This is a genomic window from Streptomyces sp. NPDC101165 (assembly GCF_044768135.1).
GTDB lineage: Bacteria > Actinomycetota > Actinomycetes > Streptomycetales > Streptomycetaceae > Streptomyces.
On record NZ_JBIWPG010000017.1, the window covers coordinates 116,687 to 132,082 of the forward strand.

Below are 15,396 nucleotides of genomic sequence, written 5' to 3' on the forward strand. Positions count from 1 at the left end.
TCAGCCGACGCGCTGTCCAAGTACGAGAATTCGGGTGCGCATGGCACTGACCCTCCCCCTGACGCGCACCACGTGTCAAGTAGGTGGGACGGGAGTCTCATTATGTGAGCGAAGGGCACTGCCACCTCCGAAGACGGCGGATACACCTCCGGTGTACACCCCCGCTCCCCCGCCCGCGAACGCCGGCTCGGCCGGGGCGTGCGGCACCGGATAATGGCCTGATCCGAGCGCCCGGCGCAGCCGGTACTCGTCCAGTGGTCCCGCGAAGGCCATGCCCTGCCCGTGGGTGCAGCCCATCGCGCGCAGCGCGACCACCTGTTCCGGCAGGTCGACGCCTTCGGCGACGGACTGCACCCCGAGATCGCCGGCGATGCGCAGCAGCCCGCTGGTGATCTTGTGCAGCCGCGCGGACTCCACGACACCGTCGACCAGGCTGCGGTCGAGCTTGAGGATGTCGACGGGGAGCCTTCTGAGGGCTGTGATCGCCGCGTAGCCGCTGCCGAAGCCGTCGAGCGCGATCCGCACCCCGAGCCGGCTGAGCGCGGCCAGGCGCCGCTCCAGCTCGTCCAGCGAGGTCCTGGGGTCGGTGTCGGACAGCTCGATGACCAGCGCGCCGGGCGGCAGCCCGTGCCGGGTCAGCAGCGCCTCCAGGGAGCCGAGCGGCGTCGAGCGGTCCAGCAGCCGCCGGGCGCCCGTCCGGACGGCCACCGGCACCACGTTCCCGGTGGCGGCCCGCTCGGCCGCCTGCTCCACGGCCTCCTCCAGGATCCAGCGGTCCAGCTCGGCGGTCTTGTCGCCGTCCTCGGCCACCCGCAGGAACTCGGCCGGGGTGAACAGCACCCCCTGGGAGGAGCGCCAGCGCGCCTGCGCGGAGACCGATGTGATCCGGCCGTTCTCCAGGCAGACCACCGGCTGGTGCAGCAGGGCGAACTCGCCGTCGTGCAGCGCGGCGCGCAGCCGGGTGGCCAGCTCGGCCTTGCGTACGACGTCCTGCTGCATCTGCGGTTTGTACAGCTCGACGCGGCCCTTTCCGGCCGACTTCGCGCGGTACATCGCGAGGTCGGCGTTGCGCAGCAGCTCGCCCGCGCCGAGGCCGGGTTCGGCGAAGGCGACCCCGATGGAGGCGTTGACACGGACATCGTTGCCGTCGATCGCGTACGGCTGGGAGAGGGTCACCCTGAGGCGGTCGGCGAGCTCCAGGATGTTCCGCTCCCGGGCGGCACGGTCACGGGTGCCGTCCCCGACGATCAGGGCCGCGAACTCGTCGCCGCCCAGCCGGGACGCGGTGTCCCCGTGCCGGACCGCGTCCTGGAGTCTGCGGGCGGCCTGGACGAGCAGCTCGTCCCCCGCCTGGTGCCCGATCGTGTCGTTGACGGCCTTGAAGCCGTCCAGGTCGATGAAGAGCACGGCCGTGCCGCGCAGGGCGGCACCCCGGTCGGTGGCCCGGCGGCCGGACAGGGCCTGCTGGACACGCTTGGTGAACAGCGCGCGGTTGGGCAGGTCGGTGAGCGGGTCGTGCTCGGCGTTGTGCTGCAACTGGGCCTGCAGCCGTACGCGTTCGGTCACGTCCCGGCTGTTGAAGATCAGGCCGCCGTGATGCCGGTTGACGGTCGACTCCACGTTGAGCCAGCCGCCCTCGCCCGAGCGGAAGCGGCACTCGATGCGTGTGGTGGGTTCCTCCGGCGGGCTGGCGGCGAGGAAGCGGCGCACCTCGTGCACCACGCAGCCCAGGTCCTCCGGGTGGATCAGGGCCGCAAGTTCGGTGCCCACCAGATCCTCGGCGGACCGTCCGTAGACCCCGGCGGCGGCCGGGGAGACGTACCGGAGGATGCCGTTGGGCGCGGCGATCATGATGACGTCGCTGGAGCCCTGCACCAGGGAGCGGAAGTGGTTCTCCTTCTGCGCCAGTTCCTGGGTGAGGGTGATGTTGTCCAGCAGCATGATGCCCTGGCGCATGACGAGCGCCAGCACGACGCCACCCGCGGTGATCAGCACGACGTGGTCGGGGCGGCGGCCGTTGAGGACGTTGTAGAGGATGCCCAGGGTGCACACCGCGGCGGCGAGGTACGGCGTGAGCGCGGCGAGGGAGCCGGTGAGCGGCCGGCCGGCCGGGTACCGGGCGTGGTCGCCGCCCGGCGCGGGCAGGTGGGGGTGGCCGGTGCTGCGCTGGCCGGGCACGTGCTCGTGGACGACGCGCGTGTGCCCGTCCGGCACGTGCCGTTCGCCGTCCTGCGCTCCGGGGCGCCGGGGGGCGGCCCAGGGGGCGTAGGCGAGCAGCAGGGAACCGGCGAACCAGCCCGCGTCCAGCAGCTGTCCGGAGTGGTAGCTGCTGTGCAGCAGCGGCGAGGTGAACAGCGCGTCGCACATCACGGTCAGGGCGAGCGCGCCGATCGCGGTGTTCACCGCCGTGCGGTTGCCGGGGGTGCGGCGGAAGTGCAGTGCGAGCACCATGCTGACGAGCGCGATGTCGAGCAGCGGGTACGCCAGGGACAGCGCGGTGTGCGCGACACTCGGCCCGTCGAACCGGGCCGCCTGGGCGAGCGCGAGGCTCCACGACAGGGTGAGCAGGGAGCCGCCGATCAGCCAGGCGTCCAGCGCCAGGCAGATCCAGCCCGCCCGTGTCACCGGCCGTTTGGCGAGGACCAGCAGGCCCACGATGGCGGGCGGCGCGAAGCACAGGAAGAACAGGTCGGCGTAGCTGGGGCTGGGCACGGGTCGTCCGAGGACCACCTCGTACCACCCCCAGACCGCGTTGCCCAGGGCCGCCATCGCCGAGGAGAGCGCGAACAGCAGCCAGGCGGGGCGGAAGCGGACCCGCGGGCTACGTGCGTAGAAGAAACAGGAAACTGCGGCGGTGCCCGCCGCGGCGGTCAGCCCGAAGTCGCCCATGATCAGCGCGAGCTTGCCCGAACCCCAGTCGAACATGGAGCCGATGACGTAGGCGCCGCAGACCAGGGCGAGGACGAGCTGATGAACCAGCCGCCTTCCGTCGCCGACGGCCGGCGGACGGGGCGGCAGCGAGGCCCCCGGCGGGTGCGGTGTGCGCAGCGCGCCGTCGAGGGCGGTCGTCACGGAAGGCGGCGCGTTCACCGGGGCCTCCCGGTCCGCGCCGCTCCCGGGTCCCGTGGGTCCCGGTGCGCATTCCTCCTGCGGCCGCCCGGCCTGCGGTGGTGGCTGAGATGGCTCGTGTGGTGGCCGCGTCTGCGCGCCGCCGTGCGCCAGGGTCGCCGTCGGCGGCTCCGCCGCGTCGGATCGCTCGTCCATAGGCCGTGCATCGCCCGTCGCCCCCCTCACAAATCTGAAATGTCCATCCCCGGCGCCGAACGTCACCGGCGCAGCCCCTGTCGGGACGATACACCAGTATCGTCACTCAGGGACATAGCTTCTCTACGCTCCGTGACGATCAGCGGACGCACGGGTACCGCCCGCGTTCGGAAGACTGCGGAGGGTACCGGAAGCGGATTACGCCCTTGTTGTGAGGATCACGTTCCGCAGGGGCTCCTGGTTCACGTACCGGTTCAACTGGTCCACGAGCAGCCGCTTGGCGCGCGGCAGGAACGCCGACGTGGGCCCGCCCACGTGCGGGCTGATGAGCACGCCGGGCGCCTGCCACAAGGGGTGTCCGGGCGGCAGCGGCTCCGGGTCGGTCACGTCGAGGGCCGCCGTGATGCGCCCGTTCTCCAGCTCCGCGAGCAGCGCTTTGGTGTCGACGACGGCTCCCCGGGCGACGTTGACGAGCAGCGCCCCGTCCTTCATCCGGGCCAGGAACTCCGCGTCCACCAGACCCTGGGTTTCCTCCGTCAAGGGCGTGCAGAGGATCACGACATCGGCTTCCGGAAGCAGTGAGGGCAATTCGGTGAGCGGGTGCACCAGACCGCGCGCCGTGGTGCGCCTGGAGCGCGCGACGCGCGCCACCCGCGCTACTTCAAAGGGCGCGAGCCGGTCCTCGACGGCCGAGCCGATGGCGCCGTAGCCGACGATGAGGACGCTCTTGTCGGCGAGGGCGGGGTGGAACGCGCCCTGCCAGCGCTCCGCCTGCTGTGCCCGGACGAACTGGGGGATGCCGCGCAGGGAGGCCAGGGTCAGGGTCAGCGCGAGTTCGGCCGTGCTCGCCTCGTGCACACCGCGCGCGTTGCACAGCTGCACCCCGGGCACGATCGCCGACAGCCGGGCGGTGACGTCGTCCACGCCCGCGGTGAGCGTCTGGATGACCTGGACGTTGGTCAGATGCTCCAGGGGGCGCACCTTGACCGGCCACCGCTTCATGTACGGCACCACGTACACGACGCAGTCCGCGGGGTCGCCCGGAAACTCCTGGTCGCCGCTCTCGCCCCCGTCCCAGAACAGGTACCGGAGTCCCTCGGGAAGCCCCTCGATCTCGTCCGGCGGGATGGGAAGCCACACGTCTGCGCTCATGCCAGGAGGCTATGTCAGTCGTACAGGTGTGCAGAGGTTAGGTTGGGGTCCGGCAGAGGGAGGTTCACGAGCAGGTGGAGCGCAGGACGATCGGCGCGGGGGCGCTCGCGGTGGGGGCCGTCGGACTCGGGTGCATGCCGATGAGCTGGGCGTACAACGGATCCCGGCAGCGGGGCGACGCCTCGCTCAGAACCGTGCATCGAGCTCTGGATCTGGGCTCGACCCTGCTGGACACGGCGGACATGTACGGCCCGTTCACCAATGAGCTGCTGCTGGGGCGGGTGCTGAAGGAGCGGCGTCAGGACGCCTTCGTGTCGACGAAGGTGGGGCTGCTCGTGGGCGAGCAGCACATCGTGGCCAACGGCCGCCCGGGGTACGTGCGGCGGGCCTGCGACGCCTCGCTGCGGCGCCTGCAGTCGGACGTGATCGACCTCTACCAGCTGCACCGCGCGGATCCCGAGGTCCCGGTCGAGGAGACGTGGGGCGCGATGGCCGAGCTGGTGCAGGCGGGGAAGGTACGAGCGCTGGGGGTGTGCGCGGTGGGTGCGCGCGGCGGACGCCGTTCCGGGTCCCGGCTGCACGACGCGACCCTGCGCCAGCTCCAGCGGATGCAGCAGGTCTTCCCGGTGAGCGCGGTGCAGGCGGAGCTGTCGGTGTGGTCGCCGGAGGCGCTGGACGGGCTGCTGCCGTGGTGCGCTGCGCGGGGCGTGGGCTTCCTGGCGGCGATGCCCCTGGGCAACGGCTTCCTGACCGGCACGCTCACCCCGGGCGAGGGCTTCGAGCCGGACGACCTGCGTGCCCGCCACCCCCGTTTCACGGCGGAGATGATGGCGGCCAACCAGCCGATCGTCGCTGGACTGCGCCGTGTCGCCCGCCGGCACGGCGAGGACGTCACCGCGGCCCAGGTGGCGTTGGCCTGGGTGCTCGCCCAGGGGCGCCAGGTGATCGCGCTGCCGGGCACCAAGCAGGAGCGCTGGGCCGCGGAGAACGCGGCGGCGGCCGCGCTGCGGCTGACCGCGGAGGACCTGGCGGAGGTGTCCCGGCTGCCGGCCGCGCGAGGATCCTGGGACTGAGAGCCCCGGCGGGGCGAGCAGTGGTGAGATGGGAGGAGCTGCCGCTGGATCACCGCCCCGAAGGGACCATGATCGTGCAACGTCGAGTTGTGACGGCCGTGTTGGCCGCGACCGCGCTCCTGCTCACGGCGGGCTGCTCCTCCGACGGCGGTGGCTCGCCGAACGGCAGCGGGAGTGCGACGTCACCGGGCGCCGCCGCTTCCTCCGCCCGGGCCACGGAGTCGGCCGCTCCGGCCGAGGGGTCGGTGAAGGTGCTGCTCACGGTGGCCGAGGGCCTGAAGACGCCGTGGGGCCTGGCCCCGCTGCCCGGCGGCGGGCTGCTGGTCTCCTCCCGTGACGAGGGCACGATCACCCGGATCGACGAGAAGACGGGCCGGAAGACCGAGCTGGGCAAGGTCTCCGGGGTCTCCCCGGCCGGCGAGGGCGGCCTGCTGGGCATCGCCCTGTCGCCCGACTACGCCTCGGACCACATGATCTACGCCTACTTCACCTCGGCCTCGGACAACCGCATCGTCCGGATGCTGTACGACGAGCAGAAGCCGGCCGGCGAGCAACTGGGCGCCCCCGACACGGTCTTCAAGGGCATCCCCAAGGGAATCATCCACAACGGCGGCAGGATCGCCTTCGGCCCCGACGGGATGCTCTACGCGGGCACCGGCGAGAGCGGCAACCGCGGTCTGGCCCAGGACAAGAAGTCCCTGGGCGGCAAGATCCTGCGGCTGACCCCCGAGGGCGAGCCGGCCCCGGGCAACCCGTTCCCCGGCTCCCCCGTGTACTCGTACGGCCACCGGAACGTCCAGGGCCTGGCCTGGGACTCCAGGCAGCGCCTGTTCGCCTCGGAGTTCGGCCAGGACACCTGGGACGAGCTGAACGCGATCAAGCCGGGCGACAACTACGGCTGGCCGGAGGCGGAGGGCAGGTCCTCGCGGGCCGGATTCCACAACCCGATCGCCCAGTGGCACACCGACGACGCCTCCCCCAGCGGGATCGCCTACGTCGACGGCGTCATCTGGATGGCCGGCCTCAAGGGCCGGCGCCTGTGGCGCATCCCCCTGCGGGGCACCGAGGCCGCGGCGGCCCCCCAGGCCTTCCTCACCGGCGAGTACGGCCGTCTGCGCACGGTGGTCGCGGCGGGCGGCGACAGGGTGTGGCTGGTCACGAGCAACACGGACGGCCGGGGGACGCCGAAGAAGGGTGACGACCGGGTGCTGGAGGTGGAGGTGAAGTAGCCACCCGGCTCATCCGTGGCTCACTCGTCGTCCTCCGACTCCGCTTCCGTGGCGGGCGGCTCGGGCCGGCGGACGACGACCTTTCCCGAGGCGAGGTCTATGGGTCCCCGGCTCGGGTCGTTGTCCCCGACGTCCTCCCGGGTCAGCTCCAGGCGCTTCTCTTCGTCATGGGTGTGCTTGCGACCGGGTGCGAACAGTTCCTCGAAGGCGTTGAACACGGCTTCTCCCCCTTGCCGGTTTCCTCCAGCGTACGGGTCAGCCCTGCGCTTCGGCCGGGAGCGGTTCGGCCGGGAACAGCCCCAGCCGGTGCGCCACGGCCGCCGCCTCGCCCCGGCCCGCGACGCCGAGCTTGGACAGGATGTTCGAGACGTGGACACTCGCCGTCTTCGGGGAGATGAAGAGTTCCTCGGCTATCTGGCGGTTGGTGCGGCCGGCCGAGACCAGGCGGAGGACGTCCCGCTCGCGGCTGGTGAGGCCGAGGCTCTCGGCGGGGTCGAGGGCCCGGCGGGGCGCGCGGGTGAGGGTGAGGCGGGCGCGCTGGGCGAGGCGGCCGACGGCGTCGGCGAGCGGGCGGGCGCCGAGGTGGTCGGCCACGGCCCCGGCCAGCCGGAGCAGTTCCGTGGCGCGGTGGCGCTCGTCGTCCCCGGCGGCCTCTTCGAGCAGGGCCCGGGCGAGTCGGCGGCGGACGCGGGCCAGGTCGTAGGGGCGGTCCAGGCACTCGAAGTCGGTGACCACGTCCGACCAGACCGCAGCGGTGTCGGTGCCACGGGCGCGGTGCAGTTCGGCGCGGGTCCAGCGCTCGTAGGCGTCCCAGACGGGTGCTCCGGTGGCGAGCTTCCGTGCGGCTTCGGCGAGCTTGTCGAGGACCTCGGTGCGGCCGTCGGCCGCCGCGGGCAGGGCGCGGGCGTCGGCCTCGGTGGTGGCGGCGGCCAGCAGCAGGGGCCAGCCGTAGCGCTGGGTGCCGGGCGGGAAGCCCGCCGCCAGGGCGCGGTCCAGCGCTACGCGGGCGTCGAGGAGTCGGCCCTCCTCGGCGGCGACGCCGATGGTGATGCGGCCCACGGGCAGCAGCACCTGGGGCATCGGATCGTGGGAACCGTAGTGGGTGAGCGCGATGGACAGTTGGCGGGCGGCCTCGGCGGCGTCGCCCCGGGCGAGGGCGATGTGGGCGAGGCGCAGGGCGCCGGCGCCCCGAGGTTTGGCGCTGGCTGCGGAACCGAGGGCGCCCGCGGCGGCTTCGGCGGCCTCGTCCCACTTGCCCAGCGCGTACAGCGAGTCGGAAAGGTTGCCCCAGATCCACGCCTCGGAGTCCAGCAGGCCGAACCTGCGGGCGAAGACGAGACCCTCGCGCAGGATCGGCACGGCTTCCCGGGAGCGGCCGACCGAATCCAGCTCGGAAGGCAGGTTCACATACGCCCGGCCCACGACATGAGCCACGCCCTCCTGGAGCGCCGCCTGCTTGACCCGGGCCATCTCCGCCAGCCCGGTCTCGACGTCACCCGAGTCGACCATGAGGGCGCCGAGGGTCAGCTGCGCGTTGAGCTCGATCTCACGGGCGTCCACCATCCGCGCGTACTCCACGGCCCGCTCGGCGGCGGCGAAGGCCTCGGAGCCGGGCTGGTGGAGCATGGACCAGCTGGCCACGTTGGCCAGCACGTCGGCGTGCACCTCCGAGGGCGGCAGACCGCGCACCAGCTCCTGGGCGTTGGCGAGTTCCTGCCAGCCGTCGCCCCGGGCCAGGGCCTGGACCAGCCGGGAGCGCTGCACCCAGAACCAGGCGGCGCGCAGCGGGTCGTGCTCGTCCTGGAGAAGCCGCAGCGCCTTCTTGGCGATCTTCAGTGCGCGTTCGCGCTCCCCGCAGAAACGGCCCGCGACCGCCGCCTCCGCCATCAGGTCGAGGTAGCGCAGCGGCGTGGTGGCCGGATCACAGCCGCACGGCGGGTAGACGTCGGTGTAGTCGACCGGGCGCAGCGCGGCACGGACCTCTTCGGGGGCGGCGTCCCACAGCTCCATCGCCCGCTCCAGGAGCCGCAGTTGCTCGGTGTAGGCGTGCCGGCGGCGGGCCACGACGGAGGCGTCCAGGACGGCGGGCAGGGCCCGGGCGGCGTCGTGTGCGTGGTACCAGTAGCTGGCCAGGCGCATCACGCGGGCGTCGGCGGGGACGAGCGTGGGGTCGGTCTCGACGGCCTCGGCGTAGCGCCGGTTGAGCCGGAAGCGTTCGCCGGGGAGCAGATCGTCGGCGACGGCCTCGCGGACCAGGGAGTGCCGGAAGCGGTAGCCGTCGCCGCCGGCCGTGGCGGTGAGGATGTTGGCGCCGACGGCGGCCCGCAGCGCCTCGATGAGGTCGTCCTCGACGAGCCGGGCCACGGCGGCGAGCAGCCGGTACTCCACGGTGGAGCCGCCCTCGGCGACGATCCGGGCGACCCCCTGGGCGCTCTCGGGCAGCGCCTCGACCCGGACCAGGAGCAGGTCGCGCAGGGAGTCCGAGAGTCCGGTGCAGCAGCCCTCGGTGGCGGCGACGGCGAGTTCCTCGACGAAGAAGGCGTTGCCGTCGGACCGCTCGAAGATCTCGTCGACCTGAGCGGGATCGGGTTCGGCGGCGCGGATGCCGGCGATCTGGCGGCCGACCTCCTCGCGGGTGAAACGGGCGAGTTCCAGGCGGCGGACGGTGCGCAGCCGGTCGAGTTCGGCGAGCAGGGGGCGCATCGGGTGGCGGCGGTGGATGTCGTCGGCGCGGTAGGTGGCGAGGACGAGGAGGCGGCCGGTGCGCAGGGTGCGGAAGAGATAGGCGAGGAGGTGGCGGGTGGAGGCGTCGGCCCAGTGCAGGTCCTCCAGGACGAGCACGACGGTGTGCGCGGCGGCGACCCGCTCCAGCAGCCGGGCGGTGAGTTCGAACAGGCGGGCCATGCCCTGCTCGTCGTGGCGGCTGGAGGTGGCCTCCCCCAGCTCGGGCAGCAGCCGGGCCAGCTCCTCCTCCTGTCCGGCGCCGGCGGTGGCGAACTCCTCGGGCAGGGCGTCGCGCAGGGCGCGCAGCGCGGTGGAGAAGGGGGCGAAGGGCAGCCCGTCGGCGCCGATCTCCACACAGCCGCCCACGGCGACGACGGCGGAACGGCGGCAGGCGGCCGCGGCGAACTCCTCGACGAGGCGGGTCTTGCCGACCCCCGCCTCTCCGCCGAGCAGCAGCGCCTGCGGCTCGCCCGCGGCGGCACGGGCGAGCGCATCGTTCAAGGTGTCCAACTCGTCGGTGCGGCCGACGAACACGGGACTCACGGACCTGGTCTCCACGGGCCCGAGCATCGCACGAGGTCCGGACGGCGGTGCACCCGTTTTCCACAGCTCCGGTGCGATGGTCGTATGAATCTGGGGCAGAGGACGGCCGACCCCCGTGCGGCCGCCCTCCGCCCTGCCCGCGCTCACGCGGTGCGCGGGAGCCGGTGCCTGCGGGGGCGGTCGGTATGGGTCTCGGCATCCGCGGTGCTGTTCAGTGCCGCCTCCTGGCGGCGGGCGGTGCGACGGGAGCGCCGGACCTCGCGGGCGAGGCGCTCCTGTGCGGCCGCCCGGAGCAGCTCGGCGGAACGCACCCGGTGGAGTTCGTACTCGTACATGGCCTGTCCTTCGGGAGAGGTGGTTTCCTGCTTCGCTTTCTGCGATGTCTCCACCTTCGTCTCCCAGGGGGGTGCGCCACATCGGGAGAGTTCCGCATCTTCGCGCGCGTGGGCGGCCGTTGACGCGCGTAAGGGGCCTCAGAGGCTCCGTAAGGTACCTACGGATTCCCTAAGGCCCCTTGGGACCTGCGGTTTCTCAGCCCGTCGAGGGCAGGGCGAGCAGCGCGTCGGAGTACTTCAGAACGGCCAGGAGCAGGCCGATCACACCGAGCGAGACGCCCGCCCAGGCGACCGACTTGATCCAGGCGGCCTGCGGGCGGCCGGGGACGCCGAACGCGGGCCGGGCGAGCACGACCACGCCGGTGATCAGCGCGGCCAGCGCGAACAGGCCGGCCCACAGGGCGGTGGTGTGCCAGGCGTCGCCGTAGACCTCCTTGACCTGCGTGGCGACACTCGCCGCGGACGAGGTCCGGAGCTGGCCGACGAGGGTCTCGCGGGCGGCCGCGACCGTGCCGATCCAGCCGCCGCTGAGCGAGACCAGGCCCAGCGCCGCGGAGACGACGGCACCGGCACCCAGGCCGACCCCGGAGGAAGCCTTCTCCTGAGGCGCCTCCTCGGGCTCCTCGCTCTCCCCGGTGCCGTCCTCGGTGCTCTCGTCGGTCAGCTGCTCGTCCGGTTCCGCAGCGTCCGTCCCGGCCTCCGCCCCGGCAGCCGCGGCCGCCTCCTCCGGTGCCTGCTCGTCGTCGGTCTTGGTCAGGTCCTCAGTCTTCGTTGCCATGCCCGGCACCGTACGGACGGAGTCTGAGAGGTCTCTTAATGATCGTTGTGCGCGCCACGCGCGCGTGCGGCACGCCACTCCGAGGCGAGCACCGCCCAGATCTCGGTGTCCGCGCGCACGCCCCGGTGCGGGTAGTTCTCCCGCAGGACGCCCTCGCGGCTCATGCCGAGGCGCCTGGCCACGTTGAGGCTGCCCTCGTTGGCGGCGGAGGCGTACCACTCCACGCGGTGCATGCCGCGCTCGTCGAACGCCCAGTCCAGCAGCACCCGCATGCCGCGCGTGACGAGGCCGCGCCCGGCCGCCGCCGGTTCCAGCCAGCAGCCGGCCTCGCAGACCCCGCTCGGGGTGTCCCAGACGCGGAACAGCAGGCCGCCGACGAGCTTTCCGTCCAGCCAGATCCCGTGCAGGCTGCCGGCGTCGGCGGCGCGCTTGTCGGCGTACGACTTCACCCAGGACCTGGCACCCGCCAGGTCGGACACCGCGTCCGCCAGACCGATGTGCCGGCCGATGTACTCCCGCCCCCGGTCGATGTTGGCGAGGACCTCCTCGGCGTGCCAGACCTCCAGGGGGCGCAGTTCGGCGCCGTCCTCACCCAGGGATATCGCGTACATCGCGCTGCTGCTCCTCCCGCAGTTCCTCCATGGACACCCGGCTGAGCCTCTCATGCGCGGCGCGGCACTCGGGCGGCTCGATGCTGATGCGCGGCAGCCTGCGCTCCAGCCAGGCGGGCAGCCACCAGTTGGCGGCGCCGAGCAGGTGCATCAGGGCGGGCACGAGCAGGGTGCGCAGGACGAAGGCGTCGAGGGCCACGGCGGAGGCGAGCGCGATGCCGAACATGGCGATCACGCGGTCCCCGCTGAGCACGAAGGCGAGGAACACCGAGATCATGATCACCGCGGCCGAGTTGATCACCCGGCTGGTCTCGGCGAGTCCGACGCGCACGGCCCGCCGGTTGTCGCCGGTCTCCAGCCACTCCTCGTACATCCGGCTGACCAGGAAGACCTGGTAGTCCATGGAGAGCCCGAACAGCACCGAGACCATGATCACGGGCAGGAACGGCTCGATGGGGCCCTCCCGGCCGAGGCCGAGCAGTTCGCTGCCCCAGCCCCACTGGAAGACGGCGACGACGATGCCGAAGGCGGCGGCCACGGCGGCGATGTTCATCGCGGCGGCCTTCAGCGGGATGCCGAGCGAGCGGAAGGCGATCAGCAGCAGCAGACAGCCGAGCCCGATCACCACGCCGATGAACAGAGGCAGTTTGCCTACGATCACATCCGCGAAGTCGTCGTAGCTCGCGGTCACTCCGCCGACGTGCACGTCGAGGGAGGTGCCCGTCTCCGCGCGCGGGAGCACCTCGGTGCGCAGCCGGTCGACGAGGTCGCTGGTGCGCTGCGACTGGGGCGCGGAGTCGGGGACGACGGTGAGGTAGGCGGTGTCGCCGCCGGAGTCGTAGGTCACCGGGGTGACCGAGGCGACGCCCCGGGTGGAGCGCAGGGTCGTGTCGAGGCCGTCCAGGACGAGCTTGTCGTCGCCGCCGTCCACGCGGGTCACCAGGGTCAACGGACCGTTCACGCCGGGACCGAAGCCCTGCGCGAGCAGGTCGTAGGCCTGCCGTGTGGTGGACGAGCGGGGGTCGTTGCCCTGGTCGGAGGTGCCGAGGTGGAGGGAGAGCGTGGGCAGCGCGAGCAGGGCGATGACGGCGACGGCGAGGGAGCCGAGCAGCTTGGGCCGACGCTCCACGAACGCGGACCAGCGGGCGGCGAGACCGGTGGGCAGCTCGGGCTGCGGCCCGTGCTCGGCGAGCCGGCGGCGCTCGCGGCGGCTGAGCGCGCGCGGGCCGATGCAGGCCAGCAGGGCGGGCAGCAGGGTGACGGAGGCCGCGACGGTGAGGACGACCGTCAACGACGCGGCGACGGCCACCCCGTTGAGGAAGCCCAGGCGGAGTATCAGCATGCCCAGCAGGGCGATGCACACGGTCGCACCCGCGAACACGACCGCGCGTCCGGTGGTGGCCACGGCGTTCGTGGCGGCCTCGGTGACGCTCAGGCCGCGTTTCAGACCGCGCCGGTGCCGGGTCACTATGAAGAGCGCGTAGTCGATGCCGACGCCGAGCCCGATCAGCAGGCCGAGCATGGGCGCGAAGTCGGCGACGGTCATGGCGTGCCCGAGCAGCCCGATGCCGGCGTACGCCGTGCCGACGCCGATCAGCGCGGTGGCGATCGGCAGCAGTGAGGCGGCGAGCGAACCGAAGGCGAGGAACAGCACCACGGCCGCGACCGCCACGCCGACCACCTCGGCCGTGTGCCCGCGCGCGGACTCGGTGAGCCCGATGGCGCTGCCGCCCAGCTCGACCCGCAGCCCGTCCCGTTCGGCGGCCCTGGCGGTGCGCACGACCGCCTCGGCCTCGGACCTGCCGATGTGCTCGGCCTGCTGGGCGAAGGTGACGGTGGCGTAGGCCGTATGCCCGTCGGCGCTGATCCGGTGGGCGCCGTGACGGCCGTACGGGCCGGACACGGAGGCCACTCCCGGCAGGTCGGCGATCCGGTCCAGGGTGCGGGTCATGGTCCGCCGCACGCCGTGCGCGCGGACGGTGCCGTCGGTGGTGTGCCAGACGACGGTGTCGCTGTCGCCACCCAGGCCCGGGAAGCCGTCTTCCAGCAGCTGCGTCGCGCGTCCCGACTCGGTGCCGGGGGCCTCGTAGTCGTTCGAGTACGCCGAACCGGCCGCGGCGGCGGCCGCACTGACCCCGCCGAAGGTGAGCAGCCACAGCAGGACGGTGATCAGGCGGTGGCGGACACACCAACGTGCGAGGGCTGCCACGGACGTGCTCCCGGGAGACGATTTGTGGATCTTTGGCCGGGAACCATCGTCCATAAACTGAACAGCCCGCAAAGAACGAATGAGCAACGCGAGACACTCTTGCAGGCGAAAGTGATCGTTTGCCGCGTTCGTGGGCTTATTCACAGGAGTGGGAGCGACGTCACAGGACAACCAGGTGAACTCTGTCGTCCCTGCGGGTAATTTGGTGCGCTTTCGCGGCGCCGGTGCGCTTCGCGGCACCTCAGTCGAACTGGTCGCCGAGCGCCATGACCATCGTCCCCAGGATCAGCAGCCACAGCGCGCGGCGGGTACGGCCCCGGGAGCCGAGGACCGCGGCGAGGGCACAGACGGCGGCGCCGAGGGCGTACGCGGCGGGTACGAGGGCGGGGGCGGAGCCGGTGAGCCGCAGCAGCGCGGCGGCGAGCCCGGCCAGACACAGCAACACCCCGGTGCCGGAGGCGATCCAGCGGGCCCGGCGAGCGTCCGAGACGTCGTCCGCCGGCTCCTCCACGTCGGATATGACGGGTTCGGTGTCGGTAGCGGTGTCGGAATCGGTGCGTCCACTCATGGCGGGCGAGCGTAGCGCGTCCGGCCGGGAAACCTGATGCGGGGCGATGCCCTCGGCTGCTACCCATGGTCGCTTGTGACCGAGACAGCGAAGACACCGGACGAACTCACCAGTCGCCTCACCCATCCCCGCTATCCCCGCAGCAGCCGCTACGACGCCCGCTGGGCCATCGAGAACCAGATGGGTCCGCACGCGCTGTGGCTGCTGGAGTGGCTGGCTCCCGCGCTCGGACTGGACCAACTGCAGCCCGGCGCCCGGGTGCTCGACCTCGGCTGCGGCCGCGCGATGACCTCCGTCTTCCTGGCCAGGGAGTACGGCGTCCAGGTCACCGCCGCCGACCTGTGGGTGAAGCCCGACGAGAACGCCGTACGCATCGCCGAGGCGGGCGTGGCCGGCCAAGTGCTGCCCGTGCACGCCGAGGCACACGCCCTGCCGTTCGGGGAGGGCGGCTTCGACGCGATCGTGTCCATCGATGCCTACCAGTACTTCGGCACCGACGACCTCTACCTGCCCACGGCGGCCCGGCTGCTGAAGCCGGGCGGGCGGATCGGGGTCGTCGTGCCGGCGCTTCGGGTGGAGCCGACCGGCACCGAGCCGCCGGAGCACCTGAAGCCCTGGTGGGAGCCCGACTTCTGGTGCTTCCACTCCCCCGACTGGTGGCGGCGCCACTGGACCCGCAGCGGGGCCGTCGAGGTCGAGGCGGCCGACTGGCAGCCGCACGGCTGGCGGGACTGGCTGCTGTGGTGCGAGGTGGTCGCCGAGGAGAGCACGGACGACTTCCACGTCCGGATGGCCGGCCGCTGCGCGGAGATGCTCCGCGCAGACCAGGGGCGCAGCCTCGGATTCGTACGGGTCGTCGGGCGCCGCCGCTAGGCACATGCCTGGGGGGACACACCGGAACCGGTGTGTC

12 protein-coding genes are annotated in these 15,396 nt (G+C 72.6%); 3 read left to right on the forward strand and 9 right to left on the reverse strand.

Translation table 11 applies throughout. The annotated features are described in order from the left end of the window. Window positions 1-75: 75 nt before the first annotated feature. Window positions 76-3,090, reverse strand: a complete 3,015-nt coding sequence (locus ACIRVH_RS32255; RefSeq protein ID WP_403960501.1) for a putative bifunctional diguanylate cyclase/phosphodiesterase — start codon at window positions 3,088-3,090, stop codon at window positions 76-78. 372 nt (window positions 3,091-3,462) lie between these two features. Then, window positions 3,463-4,416 (reverse strand): 2-hydroxyacid dehydrogenase, encoded by a 954-nt coding sequence (locus ACIRVH_RS32260; protein WP_403960504.1) that lies wholly within the window; start codon window positions 4,414-4,416, stop codon window positions 3,463-3,465. Window positions 4,417-4,490: 74 nt separating this feature from the next. On the opposite strand from ACIRVH_RS32260, the gene ACIRVH_RS32265 reads away from it, so the two are divergent. Further along, entirely contained in the window at window positions 4,491-5,489 is a 999-nt protein-coding gene (locus ACIRVH_RS32265; RefSeq protein ID WP_403960506.1) for an aldo/keto reductase, read from the forward strand. Window positions 5,490-5,557: 68 nt separating this feature from the next. Further along, the gene (locus ACIRVH_RS32270) at window positions 5,558-6,718 is read left to right on the forward strand and encodes a PQQ-dependent sugar dehydrogenase (RefSeq protein ID WP_403960509.1); all 1,161 of its coding nucleotides are present in this window, start codon (window positions 5,558-5,560) and stop codon (window positions 6,716-6,718) included. Window positions 6,719-6,738: 20 nt separating this feature from the next. Here the strand turns inward: ACIRVH_RS32270 and ACIRVH_RS32275 are convergent, their stop codons facing one another. From ACIRVH_RS32275 to ACIRVH_RS32305, 7 genes are all read right to left on the reverse strand, one after another. Beyond that, complete coding sequence (locus tag ACIRVH_RS32275; RefSeq protein WP_403960511.1) at window positions 6,739-6,936, reverse strand: DUF6191 domain-containing protein; 198 nt, start codon at window positions 6,934-6,936, stop codon at window positions 6,739-6,741. 37 nt (window positions 6,937-6,973) lie between these two features. Then, window positions 6,974-10,012, reverse strand: a complete 3,039-nt coding sequence (locus ACIRVH_RS32280; RefSeq protein WP_403960514.1) for an AAA family ATPase — start codon at window positions 10,010-10,012, stop codon at window positions 6,974-6,976. Window positions 10,013-10,128: 116 nt separating this feature from the next. Continuing rightward, window positions 10,129-10,320, reverse strand: a complete 192-nt coding sequence (locus ACIRVH_RS32285; RefSeq protein WP_403960516.1) for a hypothetical protein — start codon at window positions 10,318-10,320, stop codon at window positions 10,129-10,131. 196 nt (window positions 10,321-10,516) lie between these two features. Next, window positions 10,517-11,098 (reverse strand): hypothetical protein, encoded by a 582-nt coding sequence (locus ACIRVH_RS32290; protein ID WP_403960518.1) that lies wholly within the window; start codon window positions 11,096-11,098, stop codon window positions 10,517-10,519. Between the two features lie 35 nt (window positions 11,099-11,133). Next, window positions 11,134-11,709 (reverse strand): GNAT family N-acetyltransferase, encoded by a 576-nt coding sequence (locus ACIRVH_RS32295; RefSeq protein WP_403960521.1) that lies wholly within the window; start codon window positions 11,707-11,709, stop codon window positions 11,134-11,136. Continuing rightward, a complete protein-coding gene (locus ACIRVH_RS32300) occupies window positions 11,687-13,918 on the reverse strand; it encodes an MMPL family transporter (protein WP_403960524.1) in 2,232 nt (743 codons plus the stop codon). The genes ACIRVH_RS32295 and ACIRVH_RS32300 overlap by 23 nt, the downstream gene beginning before the upstream one ends. Before the next feature lie 241 nt (window positions 13,919-14,159). Further along, window positions 14,160-14,486 (reverse strand): hypothetical protein, encoded by a 327-nt coding sequence (locus tag ACIRVH_RS32305; RefSeq protein ID WP_403960526.1) that lies wholly within the window; start codon window positions 14,484-14,486, stop codon window positions 14,160-14,162. Between the two features lie 75 nt (window positions 14,487-14,561). Between ACIRVH_RS32305 and ACIRVH_RS32310 the strand changes: the two genes are divergently transcribed. Beyond that, entirely contained in the window at window positions 14,562-15,359 is a 798-nt protein-coding gene (locus ACIRVH_RS32310) for an SAM-dependent methyltransferase (protein ID WP_403960529.1), read from the forward strand. Window positions 15,360-15,396: the final 37 nt, after the last annotated feature.